The following is a 14,142-nucleotide window of genomic DNA, read 5'->3' on the forward strand; positions in this document are numbered from 1 at the left end:
AGCGTTTTTCGGGGGAACTATTGTCCGCCCAAGGGATAGTTTTTGGGGGCAACGTGGGTTTTACCGTTATAAGGGAAAATATATTTCTGATTTTTATAATTTTTCTTTCCTGATACGCCGCTGAGTTTTGCAGTCAACGCCCATACGCCGGATACGGCAGGACGGCTTTTGTCAAAAGCAATTTTGGCTTCCAGGCTGGTATATCTGTCTTTGCAGTCTCGTTTTTCACGCCCTTTCAATTCATCGCAATCGCCAAAATATGCGCCGTTATCGTTACCGCTGAGAATAAAGCTTTTACGGATGCGGTTGCTATCATCGGTAAACAGGAAGTTTTGCGAAGTCGTCGTGTCGCCTTGGCCTGTATAACTTGACTCGGCAACATAGCCCCAGTTTTGCGCGCCCACCTGAACAAACTTCCACGCCTTATTCTCCGGCGACTCGCCCCATGCGCCGATTTCATCTCTTCCGTGCTGTTTGATTGCCCACTTGCCGTCTGTTTTTTCCAAAACAAACAATTCTACAAGGCCGGGAGAAGCATGGGCGTCCTGTTTTATTTTTTGTTCCATATCGTAGGCAAAACCTGTGTACAACACATAACGAGCGGCTTTGCCGTTGCGTGTTACGGTATGGTCGGCAACAGGTTTCATGCAATACATGATGTTGTTAGATGGTGCCTGTCCGTCTTTCGGCGGCTCGGTAAGCTGGCATTTGTGCGCGGCAAGCGGTCGGTTGTAATGTTTGGCAATAACGGCCTGTACGGCGGCTTTGTCGTTATCGGGTGCGGCCGACGCCAAAACGGGGCAGGCAAGCAAAAGCAGGGAGATGATGCGTTTCATAGAAATTTTCCCAAAATGTTTTATTGAAAAAGTACGGCGACTTCAGGCCGTCTGAAACTGTTTTCAGACGGCCTTTTTGTGTTTGCTGCCGATACGCGCCAACACACCGGCGACAAAAGTGGACGAAATGACGACGGTAATGCCCAGCGCGGCCATGCTGCTTAAATGTTCGCCCAAAATCAACACCGCCATGATAACGCCGATGACAGGCTCAAGCGAAATCAGCAGGCCGGAGACATTGGCAGGAACTTTGTTCATGCCTTTGTTCCACAACAGATAGGCGAGCCAGCTGCAGCCAATCCCCATATACAACACCGACAGCGTACCGCCCCACGACCAGTTGATTTGATAGCTGTCTGCCAACACCAGCGAAAACGGCAGACACAACAGCGCCGCCGCCGCCATGGAAGCCGCAGTAAATGCGGGCGCACCGATACGGGCAATCATTTTTTGGCTCGGGCGTATCACGCCGGCGAAACCGAATCCCGCGAGCAAAATCAGCAAACAGCCGAACCAGTCAATCGTACCGCCCTCCTCCGCGCCGCCCATTACCATCATGCCCACGCCGGCAAACGCCGCCGCGCAGCAAATCCAGTGGTACAGTTTGGCTTTGTCGTTGAAGAAGAAATGACCGACAAAGACGACCAGCAAAGGCTCCAGCCCGACCATGGTAATCGCGCTGGCGGCAGATGTGTATTTCAAACCGATAAACTGGAGCATCAAAACGACAACGTAATTGACAAAGGAAATCCACAACAAGGGCTTCCACTCGCTCCTTGGAATCCTGCCCAAATAACGGCGGCATGACGGCAACACCATCAACGCGGCAATCAACAACCGCGCCTCGACCATCAGCGCCGGGTCGATCATCTCGTAAGAATACTTGGCTGCGATAAAAGAGCTGCCCCAAATCAGCAGGGCAAGTATTTGATAGAACATGGTCCGACCTTTTAAAAAGGGTTAATCGTTTCTTCTCTATATTTATTATTCAGACGGCCTGGAGGGTTGGCTTTTTTTATTTTGTCTGCGTCAGCGAATCCAAAAAGTCGAAGAGTTTGGCATTCATTTCACTGAAATCCGCCGCTTCGATTTTATCCGGATGCTGAACATAAGTTTGCGCTTGGCTTTGTTCGGCTACATTTTCGCGCCCGTCCGCCGCAATCAGCAGCCCGACGGCTTCGCGGTCAAACTCCAAATGAGCCTGGAAGGCATAATGTTTGGGCGCAAAACGGATAATCTGGCGCGGACAGCCTTTGCTGGTTGCCAACACAACCGCCTCATCCGTCAAACCGGGCATATCGCCGTGCCAATGGCCGGTATTCAGGGTTTTGCCCAACAGGGAAACATGGGCATCCGCCAAACCTTCCGCCGTCAGCTCAATTGGATAAATGCCGATTTCACGCTCAGGACTGCGCGTGTGTCGCGCGCCGTAGGCAACGGATAAAAGCTGCGCACCCAAACACACGCCGACAATATATTTATCCGCCGCCATCGCCTGACGCATCAGGTGCAGCTCGGATTCGGGGTCGTAATACGGGAATGCCTGCCTGTCTTCATCAGGCGATTGCGGCCCGCCCATCACAATCAAAAAATCTATATCGTCCACATTGTCAGGCAGGGCTTCCCTTTCGTACACTTTGGTTGCACTGATGTTATGCCCGCGCCATTGCGCCCATTTCAAATATGCACCCGGCACTTCAAATGCCTCGTGCAGGATGAAATGGATATTTAATTTATTCGGATTTTGCATTCTTATTTCTCCTTCAACCGTCAGGACGGGTTGCCCTGCCGCATTACAGCATACCGTGCTGTTGTAATTTTTTACGCAGGGTATTGCGGTTCAAACCCAAAATGACCGCCGCTTTAGACTGGTTGCCGCCGCATTGCTCCATCACGCAGGCAAGCATCGGCTTTTCCACTTGATGCAACACCATATCATACACGCCGCAAGGTTCCGTACCATCCAAGTCTTTGAAATATTGTCGTAAGTTTTGTTCAATACATTGCGCAATGTCAGTCGTCGTTTGATTCATCGTGATTGTCTTTCTTTAGATTTGTTTCTAAATGATGAGGCCGTCTGAACATTCAGACGACGTTTATTTGATTTGTTTGAATTCGCCCTATCCGATTTATATTTATTTTGATTAGCTATCAATAGCTTATTTTGAAATGGATTTCTGTAATTTACTGTCCCAATCCACATATTCGAAACGATTGCGCGGAAACATGGAATCAGCTTGATGCTTTGTAGAAAATAGACGTTTAATCGACTGAAACATAAGGTTTTCCGCAATACTCTACCCGCTGATAACCTTAATCCCCAGCAAAGCTAACGCTCCGCCGCAAAATCGGTCTATCCAATGGCCGAAACGCTGAAAACGTTTGCTCACGGCAGGGGCAGACAACATCAGCGCGACAAGGCCGAGCCAAACGAACAGCATCAGCGCCATCCATACGCCGTAAACCCCCATCTGCCACATCGGCGTCTCCGGCGACAATACGACGGTAAACAGCGACAGCATATACACGACCGCCTTCGGGTTCAACACATTGCACAACACCCCGCGCCATATCGTTTTCCATGTCGGTTCGTCCGCCAAATGGTCCTTACGGATTTCGACCGTCCCGCCCGCAGCTTTCGCGCGTAAACCTTTATAGCCGATATACAGCAGATACAGGCCGCCGACGATTTTGACTGCGGTCAGCAGCGGGGCGGACTGAGCCACCAGCGTGACCAAGCCGAGTACGGAATAAATAATGTGGATACCGAATCCCAACGCAATGCCCAGCGCGGTCAACATTCCGGCAGCCCGCCCCCTGCTCAACGCCTGCTGCGAAACGAGTACAAAATCGGGGCCGGGCGACATGCACGCCAAAAAATGCACGCCGGTGATAATCCAAAAGCCATGCCAAAAAGTCATACTGAAGCCTTTTGTATTAAAGAGAGTAGCTGTAGAAAGGCGCATCAGCCTTTAAGAATGAAGATTAACCATCAAGCCTTCTCCATGCCGGATTACAGTCCACGCAACCTACTCCCCCAAGCAGGTAATCTTGCCAACCTTTTCTCCGTCCGATTCGATTTCCGCTACATGATCTCCATATTTATCATCCCAAAAGAAACGCCCGTTTTCCTCATACCAAGGTTCGCCCAGTACATACCAAGCCTTGTCTAAACTGTCACCGGGGCGGATGGTTTCGCATGTTGCTTTACTCTCAAATGCACTCATCACGCAAGCATCATGTTGACGGCAATCGGGATTCATGCACCTGCCTTTGTCTTCATTCCAATAGCGATTCATTAATTTACAGGCTATCAGATTGTAGTCATAAGCGTAAATGCTGAATCCTGTCAGCAACAGCGCGGCTATGCCGAAGCGTTTGAGACGTGGCGTCAATTTCATATTTACTTTCAAAAAGAAAAAGGCCGTCTGAAATTCGAAACTCTTTAGCCTTCCCGATAGTGGCATACCCAGCGGTCGGTTTTCTCCGAAAGCGCCTCAAGATAGGCGGCAAGGGTATCGTATTGTGCCGCGGCGCTGTCCAAGCGGTTGATGTCCCGGCGTGTTTGCTCGCCGTCGGGCATTTCGTCGATGTACCAGCCAATGTGTTTGCGGGCGATGCGCACGCCGGCGACTTCGCCATAAAATTCATGCATGGCGCGGATGTGGTTCAAAATGGTGGCGTTGCATTCTGCCAAGCTCAAGGCCGGCGGCAAAACGCCGTGTTCGGCGTAATGTTTCAAATCGCGGAAGAGCCACGGCCTGCCTTGTGCGCCGCGCCCTATCATGATGCCGTCGGCAGCGGTTTGTTTGAGGACGGCGGCGGCTTTTTGCGGCGAAGTAATATCGCCGTTGACCCAAACGGGGATGTTCAGACGGCCTTTGGTTTCGGCAATCAGTTCGTAACGCGCTTCGCCTTTGTACATCTGCGTGCGTGTGCGGCCGTGGATGGCAAGGGCTGCAATGCCTGATTCTTCGGCAATTTTGGCGATGGTCGGCAAGTTTTGATGTTCGTCGTGCCAGCCCAAACGGGTTTTAAGGGTAACGGGTACGTCCACCGCGTTGACAACGGCTGCCAAGATTTCGGCAACCAAAGGCTCGTTTTGCATCAATGCGCTGCCTGCCTGCACATTGCAGACTTTTTTGGCCGGGCAGCCCATGTTGATGTCAATCACCTGCGCGCCTAAGCCGACGTTATACCGCGCGGCTTCCGCCATCTGCTGCGGATCGCTGCCGGCAATCTGGACGGCCACCACTCCGCCCTCGCCTTCAAAATCGCTGCGGCGCAGAGTCTTTTTGGTATTTCTAAGCGTCGGGTCGCTGGTCAGCATTTCGCACACTGCCCACCCTGCGCCAAACTCGCGGCAAATCCGGCGGAACGGTTTGTCCGTAATGCCTGCCATGGGGGCGAGTGCGATGGGGTTGTCAATGAAATAGCCGCCGATGTGCATGATGTGTGCGCCGAATTGAAGGGGCTGAAATTGTACAATTTTTAAGCAACTTTTCCAATCGTATTTACATGTTGCACAATGAAAAAGGCCGTCTGAAACTGGGTTTCAGACGGCCTTTTCAGCCAAAACATTTAAATAAACAACATGACAACCATCTGCACTGCGGTCTGAATCATTTCGATAATCGGCCAAATCAGTTTGGCCAGCAGGCCGGTAAACAACAGGATCAGGATAATCCATGTGCCGTATGGCTCGATTTTACGGAACTGCATGGACTGCTTGGCATTGAGGAAGGTATCGATAAAAATACCGCCGTCCCAAGGCAAAATCGGAATCAGGCTGAATGCGACCCAAATCGAGTTCACCATCACGCCGTAACCGGCCATCTGCGCCAACGGTGCTTGATACGATTCAGGCACATACGCGGCAAGTACGACCACAAAACCCCAAAAGAACGCCAAAATCAGATTGGCAATCGGGCCTGAAACCGACACCCAACGCCACGCACGGCGCGGATCGCGGAAATTGCGCGAATCGATGGGCATGGGGCGCGCCCAGCCGAACAGGAAACTGCCTATCATCAGACACACCAGCGGCACGACAATCGTACCGACAGGATCGATGTGCGGCAGCGGATTGAGCGTCAAACGCCCAAGCTGCTCGCCGGTATGGTCACCCCAATAACGCGCCGTATAACCGCGTGCCACTTCGCGCACGGTAATGGCCAACAACACGGGCAATACTGCCAACAGAAATACGCCTAAATCAAAATTTGCAAACATGTTTTTCCTTATCAAACACGCCGTCTGAAAACAAAAAATATCCTTAAATATCCTTTCAGACGGCCTGAGGCTTTAATCGTCTTCTTTTTTATTCGAACTGAAAGACTCTTTCAGCTCTTTCCAAGTAATGCCTTTACCTTGAGGATTAAATTTGAAGACCGGTTTGCCGTAATTGCTGTACACGTTGTCGCCGATAATATTGATGGCCTTATGCGTACCGTTAATTTGTATATACATGCGGGAAGCCAACATACGGCCTTTGCGGTCAAGATAATAGTCGACAACAGGATTGTTACCGACTATACGCTGGAAGCTAAGTGGCCGGTTATCACTTATGCTGACAAACATACTGAAAAATTCCCGCGCATTTTTATAATCTTCTTCTGTTGACCCTGGTTGGGGCGTTTTCTGTAATTTCGACAATTCTTCATCAAAAGCCTTAGCCACTGCCTTCATTACGACTGAATCATACTCTGGTTTCATGACATGACGTACACGATAGCGTGCATGGTTTGCCTTACCAAAGGCATCCATTTCTTTAAATACATGTGCATCAGCAGGCATAGCCTTATTAGCACTCAAAAAAGCACGCACCCCTGCCTCTGCAATATGATCAAAAGGCACGCCTTTCGAATCACCGATTTCTTTCAAACTCAATTTTAAAGGTTCTTTGATTAAACGTTTGCCGATTTTCTCATCGGTGTACGCATTAACAATGGCAGACACGCTGGCAGGCGGATCAACATAGACTTCCCATTTTGCCGCATCCAGTTTCATAGGAAGTTTGATACTAAGTTTTTCATTGTGGTTGTTGATGGCCAATTCAGGAATCATCTCAAACTGACGCGTTGATAGGTCAACAGCTACCTCATAATTCAGATGAACCCCTTCCATGTAACTGGATATGGCAGGATATTTATCCAGATAATCGACGGCAACTTGTGCGATACTGCCGTCCGGCAAGGCATTAAGCATTGCATTGCGGAACTCGGCCTCTTCTCGTTCAGAAAACTCCTGCTTCAAAGCAGCGTCGTCTTCTTGAGTAGCTTCCATAGAGGCTGCCGCATCCTCCGCTTTCACTTTGGCATCCTCTGTTTTTGCTTTCTCTTCTACCTTTTCATCTGCCAATACAGCTTCAGCCAATGGACTGATATATACCCTGGAGCTGCCTGTGATGTTAAAGCTGTGGTCTTCTTTTAAAATACGGTCATTGGAAATCGACATGACCTCGTGCGCGGTTTTGTGATCCAAATTACTGCACGCGCTCAAACCAAATGCCGCAGCAATGGCCAAACCAATTATCTTCTTCATTCTGCCCAACCTTTTTGACGAAATGATTTTATTAGCACAATTTAACACAAGGAACTGATTCCATAAAGGCTTTCAAACAGCATGATTCATTGCTTCTCGCTATTATGGCAAATCAGAATACCCTAGCCAATTCAAATCTAAAGGCCGCCTGAAACTTCAAATCCAGTTTCAGACGGCCTTTAATTTCCTATTTAAAATGTTTCAGCTGTTTTACAGGCTGTAATACATTTCAAATTCCAGCGGATGCGGCGCCATGCGGATGCGGCGGACATCTTCCTCTTTAAAGGCGATGTAGCTGTCGATCCAGTCTTTGCTGAACACGCCGCCGCGCAGGAGGAATTCGTGGTCGGCTTTGAGGGCGGCCAGTGCTTCTTCCAAAGAGGCGCAAACGGTTGGCACCAATGCATCTTCTTCCGGAGGCAGGTCGTAGAGGTTTTTATCGGCAGGGTCGCCCGGATGGATTTTGTTTTGAATACCGTCCAAACCGGCCATTAATAAAGCGGCAAATGCCAAGTATGGGTTGGCGGTCGGGTCAGGGAAACGCGCTTCAATGCGGCGTGCCTTGCTGCTATTCACAGACGGAATGCGGATGGAAGCGGAACGGTTTTTGGCGGAGTAGGCCAGTTTGGTCGGCGCTTCAAAGTGCGGCACGAGGCGTTTGTAGGAGTTGGTGGACGGATTGGTAATCGCGTTCAGGGCTTTGGCGTGTTTGATGATGCCGCCGATGTAGTAGAGCGCGGTGTCGCTCAAGCCGGCATAGCCGTCGCCTGCAAACAGGTTTTGACCGTCTTTCCAAATGGATTGGTGGACGTGCATGCCGCTGCCGTTGTCGCCCATGATGGGTTTGGGCATGAAGGTGGCGGTTTTGCCGAAGTTGTGGGCAACATTTTGGATGACGTATTTCATGTCTTGGGTTTGGTCGGCGCGTTTGACCAAAGTAGCAAAACGGGTGCCGATTTCCATTTGGCTGCCGGTACCGACTTCACTGTGATGCACTTCCACTTCGATGCCGAGTTCTTCCAAAACGTTCACCATGGCAGAACGCAGGTCTTGACCGCAGTCAATCGGGGCGACGGGGGCGTAACCGCCTTTGACGGCTGGGCGGTGGCCGGTGTTTTGACCGTCCAAATGCAGGCCGCTTGACCATGCGCCGCTTTCGGACGTGATTTCGTAACGGGTTTTGTGCATGTCGGTTTCAAATTCTACGCCGTCGAAAACGAAGAATTCAGGCTCAGGGCCGAAGTAGGCGGTGTCGCCGATGCCGGAAGATTTCAAATAGGCTTCGGCGCGGCGGGCGATGGAGCGCGGGTCGCGGTCGTAGCCTTGGCCGTCGGCCGGATCGATGACGTCGCAGGTAAAGACAACGGTGGTATCGTCGTAGAAAGGATCGACGAAGGCTGTAGATGCATCGGGACGCAGCTGCATATCGGAAGCCTGAATGCCTTTCCAGCCGCCGATGGACGAACCGTCAAACGCCTGACCGTTTTCAAACCATTCTTCGGGATCGTCGAGGACGATGCGGGCAGGCACGGTAAAGTGGTGCTGCTTGCCTTTGGTATCGGTAAAGCGCAAATCTACGAAGCGGGCTTCGCTTTCTTCAATCAGTTTTACAGCGTCTTTGATGGACATCTTCAGCTCCTGAGGGATTGGGTATAATTTGTTATTCTATCACGGTAAGGCCGTCTGAAATACATCAGGGCGCCCGTTTTTACGCACTGAAATATAGTTTCAGACGGCAAGATTGTCAACAATATGCTTCGATTTGTCTGTTCAAAAGCGGAATGCCCGCCCTTTTATCCGAATGCCGACAAAACAGATGCCGTCTGAAAGCAGTTCAGACGGCATCTGTTGTTTGATTTGAAAATGGTCAACGAGGATCGTGGTTGCAGACAAATTTGTACTCATTCTCTCCAGCCGTACCGGGAATAACATAATCCCATTTAGCATAGGATGGTGTATCAGAGCCGATAGAGTTTCCCGATTTGGAATACGCCGTTGCCGTCAAAGTCCTACTACGTTTACCACGGCAATCCATTTCTACCAACCCTTTAATTCTATTAAAAAATTTTCCATCGCCAATCTTTTTCGGCTTGGCGTACCTTGTTTCAAACCATGCTCTATTGTCCGTACGGCTGTCTGCATCACCAAACGTGGTATTATTGTCACTGTCAATACTTACCAACACCCAATCCGCCGCCACCGCCGGCGTTGCCAACCCTAATGCAAATACTGCCAAGCACAACACTTTTTTCATGTCCGCCCCTTTCGTCCTTGTCAACAAAATAAAGTTAAATTGTAACAAAAAAAAAACGACTTTTTTTCAAGAAATAAATATTCCATCATGCTATCTGACAACCGTTTCAGACGGCATCGTTTCCATCTGTACGCCGCCGTTATAAAATAGCCTTCCCGTCTTTTGGAACACGACCATGACTACCCTCCCCCGTTACGCCGTTTTCGGCAATCCCGTTACACACAGTAAATCGCCGCAAATCCATCAGCAATTTGCGCTGCAAGAAGGCGCGGCCATCGAATATGAGCGCATTTGTGCCGAAATCGGCGGTTTTGCCGAGGCTGTTGCGGCGTTTCGCGCCGAGGGCGGGCAAGGTGCGAATGTAACTGTCCCGTTCAAGCAGGAAGCCTTTGCACTGGCGGACGAACATTCCGACCGCGCCTTGGCTGCAGGCGCGGTCAATACGCTGGTGTGGTTGGAAGACGGCAGGATACGCGGCGACAACACCGATGGTATCGGCTTGGCCAACGACATCACGCAGGTCAAAAACATTGCCATCAAAGGCAAAACCATTTTGCTTTTGGGTGCAGGCGGCGCGGTGCGCGGCGTGATTCCGGTTTTGAAAGAACACCGCCCTGCCCGTATCGTTATTGCCAACCGTACTCATGCCAAAGCCGAGGAATTGGCGCAGCTTTTCGGTATTGAAGCCGTCCCGATGGCGGATTTGAACGGCGGTTTTGATATCATCATCAACGGCACGTCCGGCGGCTTGAGCGGACAGCTTCCTGCCGTCAATCCTGAAATTTTCCGCGGCTGCCGCCTTGCCTACGATATGGTTTACGGCGACGCGGCGCAGGCGTTTTTGAACTTTGCCCAAAGCAACGGTGCGGCCGAAGTTTCAGACGGCCTGGGCATGCTGGTCGGTCAGGCTGCCGCCTCCTACCATATTTGGCGCGGATTTACGCCCGATATCCGCCCTGTTATCGAATACATGAAAGCCCTGTAACCATGTTCCGCATCATCAAATGGCTGATTGCCCTGCCCATCGGCATCTTCATTTTCTTCAACGCTTATGTGTACGGCAACATCATTACCTACCGCGCCGTCGCGCCCAGCAAAACCGCCTTCATGTCCATGCGCATGAGCCAGTTTGCAAGCGAAGGCCGCGATGTCGAACTTGATTACCGCTGGGTGCCTTACGACCAAATCTCCGTCAACCTCAAAAAAGCCCTAATTGCTTCCGAAGACGCCAATTTTGCCGAACACAGCGGCTTTGACTGGAACGGCATCAAATACGCCATGAAACGCAACAAGCAAAGCGGCGAAGTCAAAGCCGGCGGTTCGACCATCAGTCAGCAGCTGGCGAAAAACCTGTTTCTCAACGAAAGCCGCAGCTACATCCGCAAAGGCGAAGAAGCGGCGATTACGGCGATGATGGAAGCGGTTACCGACAAAGACCGCATTTTTGAGCTGTATTTAAACTCAATCGAATGGCACTACGGCGTATTCGGCGCGGAAGCGGCGTCCCAGTATTTCTACAAGAAACCTGCCTCCGCCCTCACCCGCCAACAAGCCGCCAAACTCACGGCGCGCGTTCCGGCTCCGCTGTTTTACGCAGACCACCCTAAGAGCAAACGGATGCACAACAAAACCAATATCATCCTGCGCCGCATGGGTTCGGCAGAATTGCCCGAAAGCGATATGGATTAATTCAAAAGGCCGTCTGAACATTTCAGACGGCCTTTATTTTTAGGCTTTCTCTTCCGGCTCCGGTACGTCAAACACTTGGCGCAGGTAAGCGAGGAAGGTGTTGTTAGTGGTCATGGTTTTGCCCGGGGAGTCGGAGAGCTTGGCAACGGATTGGCCGTTGCACTCGACGAGCTTCAAGACAATGTTCAAAGGCGTGTGTCCCAAATCGTTGGTCAGGTTGGTACCGATACCGAAACTGGTTTTGAAACGGTCTTTGAAGTATTGGTGCAACGCCCATGAACGCTCAATATCAAGGCCGTCTGAAAAAGTCAGCATTTTGGTGCGGCTGTCGATTTTGAGTTTTTTGTAATGCTCGTAGGCTTTGTCACCCCAAACATAAGGATCGCCGCTGTCGTGGCGCAGGCCGTCGAAGAGTTTGGCGAAGTAAAGGTCGAAATCGCGCAAGAAGGCATCCATGCCGACCACGTCGGTCAGGGCGATACCGAGGTCGCCGCGGTATTCGTGTACCCAGCTTTCCAGCGCGGCTTTTTGGAAATTGCGCAAACGTACGTCCAAGGCTTGGAAGGCTTGGAGGAACTCGTGCGCCATGGTGCCGATGGGTGTGATGCCGAGTTTTTTGGCCAGATAAACGTTGCTGGTACCGCGCACGATATCGGGTGCAGCTCCTAATAAGGTGCGGATAACGTGTTCCTGCCATGCGAGGGTGTAGCGGCGGCGCGTACCGAAATCAGAAATCAGGAACGGCGGATCATTCGGATTCTGAGTGGCTGCGATTTCTTTCAGCTGTTGCGCTTTGGCCTGCAAACGGCGCTCGCCTTCTTCGATGACGGCTGGCGTTTCCAAGCGGCGGAAGTAGAGTTCGTTGACGATGGCAAGAATGAAAATCTCGAAGAACATCGCCTGTATCATCGGGCCTTCGATGCGGATATTCAGACGGCCCTGATCGTCGGGACTGACTTTGACGAAGCGGCGTTGGAGTTGGAAAAGTTCGAGATAATCGACAAAATCGCTTTTGATGAAACGCAGACTGCGCAAGTAGTCGAGTTCGTCATGCGTAAAGCGCAGCTGGCACAGGGCGTCGAGTTCGCGTTCCAATTCTTCTTGAATATCGGCCAGCGGATATACCATCTCTTTGTTGCGGCAGCGGAATTCGTAGAGGCTGTGGGTTTGCGGGAATTGATGCAACACGACTTGCAGCATGGTGAATTTGTACAGGTCGGTATCAAGCAGGGATTGGATAATGGGCTGATGAGCAGACATAAGCTTTCTCTGAGTAAACGTGGGCGTTGAGGTATCGATTTTAATGGAAAAGGCCGTCTGAAAGAAACCTTATTCAGACGGCCTTTATCTTATTTAATCCAGCTGCGCTACGGAAACCGGCAAAGAGCGGATGGTAGACAACATCGTGCTGGCATCTTTTTGCTGTTTGCGGAACGCGGCCATATTGGTCGGGGTCAATTTCGGCGTCGGCAGGGCGACGGTAGTCGGGTTGACCGGCTGGCCGTTGACGCGTGCTTCGTAGTGCAGGTGCGGACCGGTAGAACGGCCGGTTGTACCCACAAAACCAATCACTTCGCCGGCACGGACTCTGCCGTCGGCAGGGCTGAACGCGCTCATGTGGCCGTACAGGGTTTCCACGCCGTTGGCATGGCGAATCATCACGGTATTACCGTAGCCGCCTTTCCAACCTTTGAAAATCACTTCGCCGTCGGCAGCGGCCTTAATCGGCGTACCGGTCGGCGCGGCATAGTCGATACCGGTGTGCATACGGACGGTATGCAGAACCGGGTGGACACGGTAGCCGAACGGAGAAGAAATGCGTGTGTATGCAACAGGCTCGGTATTAAAGCCTTCTTTTTGTTGCAGGGACTTACCGTTTTGGTCGTAGTAGCTGCCGCTTTCTTCGTCGCCTTTGCCTTGGCTGTAATAATAGGCTTGATAAGTTTTGCCGTCTTTAACCACTTCAGCCGCCAAAATATCGCCGACCGCCATTTGTTGGCCGCGGAAATACATGCTGTTGTACAAAAGGCGTACGGTATCGCCTTCTTTCAAATCGCTCATATTGAACGAGTCGGCAAAGATTTCTTTGAGCTGGATATACACTTCGGAAGGGATTTCGGCACGGAGCATATCGCCGATGGCGGAAGTGCGGATTTGCACGGAGCGCAGGGTCGGCATGGTTTTCATGTCGATTTCGGCATTGGAGATGCGCCATTTGCCTTTGACTTTTTCCAAAGCCACCAAATTGCGTTCCAATTCTTCATCGGTAAAGAATTGAACGTCGGTCACTTGGCCTGAAGAATCGATGCGGATGTTGACGGATTGGTTGGTCCGCAGGTTTTTCATGTCGAGGTTGGCATTGTTTTTCGCCATGATTTGCTTGATGTCTTCTTGGTTGACACCCATACGCGTCAAAACGTCTGCCAAAGAATCGCCGGCTTGGACGGCTTCTTGCGCCCAATAGCTGGATTGGTAGGTATTGGTTTCCACATAAACGGCAGGCAGCTCTTCGGAAATACGCTCGACTTTGAAATCGGTCTGTGCTGGTTGAGGGTCGGTAATGGCGTATGCGGTCATGATGCCTGAAGCCGGCAGCAGAAACGCTAAGAGGGTTGCTTTGAATCGAGTGGAATATTTGTTTTTAATCACGCGTTATCCTTAATGGGGCGGTCTGTTTTTGAGGTTTGCAGAATGCCGGCACATCCGGCCTGCCGCGACCGCCTGCTGGTTTAAACAGTTTTGGGGATAAAGGACTTTGAGTCTTTTTTCCGATCTGAAAATCAGGTTTTCATTCGGAATGAATGAGGTCGTGTTTGAGAT

15 protein-coding genes are annotated in these 14,142 nt (G+C 51.0%); 2 read left to right on the forward strand and 13 right to left on the reverse strand.

The genetic code is table 11. From position 1 onward, the window contains the following. Positions 1-17 precede the first annotated feature (17 nt). The 11 genes from RRV97_RS07425 to RRV97_RS07475 all read right to left on the reverse strand — a co-directional run bounded on the left by RRV97_RS07425 (position 18) and on the right by RRV97_RS07475 (position 9,633). Positions 18-836, reverse strand: coding sequence for a hypothetical protein (locus tag RRV97_RS07425; protein ID WP_315611155.1), 819 nt, complete (start codon positions 834-836; stop codon positions 18-20). A gap of 63 nt (positions 837-899) precedes the next feature. Continuing rightward, on the reverse strand, positions 900-1,775 hold the full coding sequence (locus tag RRV97_RS07430; protein ID WP_315611156.1) for a DMT family transporter: 876 nt from the start codon (positions 1,773-1,775) through the stop codon (positions 900-902). A gap of 76 nt (positions 1,776-1,851) precedes the next feature. Then, positions 1,852-2,586: a glutamine amidotransferase-related protein gene (locus RRV97_RS07435; RefSeq protein WP_315611157.1), complete on the reverse strand. Its 735-nt coding sequence runs from the start codon at positions 2,584-2,586 to the stop codon at positions 1,852-1,854. A 43-nt stretch (positions 2,587-2,629) separates the two neighbouring features. After that, a complete protein-coding gene (locus RRV97_RS07440; protein WP_003684241.1) occupies positions 2,630-2,869 on the reverse strand; it encodes a Fis family transcriptional regulator in 240 nt (79 codons plus the stop codon). Positions 2,870-3,133: 264 nt separating this feature from the next. Beyond that, complete coding sequence (locus RRV97_RS07445) at positions 3,134-3,757, reverse strand: LysE family translocator (RefSeq protein WP_315611158.1); 624 nt, start codon at positions 3,755-3,757, stop codon at positions 3,134-3,136. 108 nt (positions 3,758-3,865) lie between these two features. After that, complete coding sequence (locus tag RRV97_RS07450) at positions 3,866-4,237, reverse strand: toxin (protein ID WP_315611159.1); 372 nt, start codon at positions 4,235-4,237, stop codon at positions 3,866-3,868. Positions 4,238-4,281: 44 nt separating this feature from the next. Next, positions 4,282-5,286 carry a tRNA dihydrouridine synthase DusB gene (gene dusB, locus RRV97_RS07455; RefSeq protein ID WP_070836975.1) on the reverse strand — a complete coding sequence of 335 codons (1,005 nt, stop codon included), beginning with the start codon at positions 5,284-5,286 and terminating at the stop codon, positions 4,282-4,284. 131 nt (positions 5,287-5,417) lie between these two features. After that, a complete protein-coding gene (locus RRV97_RS07460) occupies positions 5,418-6,068 on the reverse strand; it encodes a site-2 protease family protein (RefSeq protein ID WP_315611160.1) in 651 nt (216 codons plus the stop codon). Between the two features lie 72 nt (positions 6,069-6,140). Continuing rightward, positions 6,141-7,379 carry a hypothetical protein gene (locus RRV97_RS07465; RefSeq protein WP_315611161.1) on the reverse strand — a complete coding sequence of 413 codons (1,239 nt, stop codon included), beginning with the start codon at positions 7,377-7,379 and terminating at the stop codon, positions 6,141-6,143. 210 nt (positions 7,380-7,589) lie between these two features. After that, positions 7,590-9,008: a type I glutamate--ammonia ligase gene (glnA, locus tag RRV97_RS07470; RefSeq protein ID WP_315611162.1), complete on the reverse strand. Its 1,419-nt coding sequence runs from the start codon at positions 9,006-9,008 to the stop codon at positions 7,590-7,592. 238 nt (positions 9,009-9,246) lie between these two features. After that, positions 9,247-9,633: a surface-adhesin E family protein gene (locus tag RRV97_RS07475; RefSeq protein ID WP_315611163.1), complete on the reverse strand. Its 387-nt coding sequence runs from the start codon at positions 9,631-9,633 to the stop codon at positions 9,247-9,249. A 175-nt stretch (positions 9,634-9,808) separates the two neighbouring features. Between RRV97_RS07475 and aroE the strand changes: the two genes are divergently transcribed. Then, entirely contained in the window at positions 9,809-10,618 is an 810-nt protein-coding gene (gene aroE / locus RRV97_RS07480) for a shikimate dehydrogenase (RefSeq protein ID WP_315611164.1), read from the forward strand. Positions 10,619-10,620: 2 nt separating this feature from the next. Beyond that, positions 10,621-11,322, forward strand: coding sequence for a monofunctional biosynthetic peptidoglycan transglycosylase (gene mtgA / locus RRV97_RS07485; RefSeq protein ID WP_003748438.1), 702 nt, complete (start codon positions 10,621-10,623; stop codon positions 11,320-11,322). 39 nt (positions 11,323-11,361) lie between these two features. Here mtgA and pncB read toward each other — a convergent pair whose 3' ends face one another. Then, positions 11,362-12,582 (reverse strand): nicotinate phosphoribosyltransferase, encoded by a 1,221-nt coding sequence (pncB, locus tag RRV97_RS07490; RefSeq protein ID WP_315611165.1) that lies wholly within the window; start codon positions 12,580-12,582, stop codon positions 11,362-11,364. Between the two features lie 93 nt (positions 12,583-12,675). After that, positions 12,676-13,971, reverse strand: a complete 1,296-nt coding sequence (locus RRV97_RS07495) for a M23 family metallopeptidase (protein ID WP_003748435.1) — start codon at positions 13,969-13,971, stop codon at positions 12,676-12,678. Positions 13,972-14,142 lie beyond the last annotated feature (171 nt).

Origin of the sequence: Neisseria sp. DTU_2021_1001991_1_SI_NGA_ILE_055, assembly GCF_032342915.1 — a bacterium.
Lineage (GTDB): Bacteria > Pseudomonadota > Gammaproteobacteria > Burkholderiales > Neisseriaceae > Neisseria.

Coding starts and splice junctions, on each gene's coding strand:
- RRV97_RS07425 (WP_315611155.1), bottom strand. CDS start 836: ATGAAACGCATCATCTCCCTGCTTTTGCTTGCCTGCCCCGTTTTGGCG.
- RRV97_RS07430 (WP_315611156.1), bottom strand. CDS start 1,775: ATGTTCTATCAAATACTTGCCCTGCTGATTTGGGGCAGCTCTTTTATC.
- RRV97_RS07435 (WP_315611157.1), bottom strand. CDS start 2,586: ATGCAAAATCCGAATAAATTAAATATCCATTTCATCCTGCACGAGGCA.
- RRV97_RS07440 (WP_003684241.1), bottom strand. CDS start 2,869: ATGAATCAAACGACGACTGACATTGCGCAATGTATTGAACAAAACTTA.
- RRV97_RS07445 (WP_315611158.1), bottom strand. CDS start 3,757: ATGACTTTTTGGCATGGCTTTTGGATTATCACCGGCGTGCATTTTTTG.
- RRV97_RS07450 (WP_315611159.1), bottom strand. CDS start 4,237: ATGAAATTGACGCCACGTCTCAAACGCTTCGGCATAGCCGCGCTGTTG.
- dusB (WP_070836975.1), bottom strand. CDS start 5,286: ATGCACATCGGCGGCTATTTCATTGACAACCCCATCGCACTCGCCCCC.
- RRV97_RS07460 (WP_315611160.1), bottom strand. CDS start 6,068: ATGTTTGCAAATTTTGATTTAGGCGTATTTCTGTTGGCAGTATTGCCC.
- RRV97_RS07465 (WP_315611161.1), bottom strand. CDS start 7,379: ATGAAGAAGATAATTGGTTTGGCCATTGCTGCGGCATTTGGTTTGAGC.
- glnA (WP_315611162.1), bottom strand. CDS start 9,008: ATGTCCATCAAAGACGCTGTAAAACTGATTGAAGAAAGCGAAGCCCGC.
- RRV97_RS07475 (WP_315611163.1), bottom strand. CDS start 9,633: ATGAAAAAAGTGTTGTGCTTGGCAGTATTTGCATTAGGGTTGGCAACG.
- aroE (WP_315611164.1), top strand. CDS start 9,809: ATGACTACCCTCCCCCGTTACGCCGTTTTCGGCAATCCCGTTACACAC.
- mtgA (WP_003748438.1), top strand. CDS start 10,621: ATGTTCCGCATCATCAAATGGCTGATTGCCCTGCCCATCGGCATCTTC.
- pncB (WP_315611165.1), bottom strand. CDS start 12,582: ATGTCTGCTCATCAGCCCATTATCCAATCCCTGCTTGATACCGACCTG.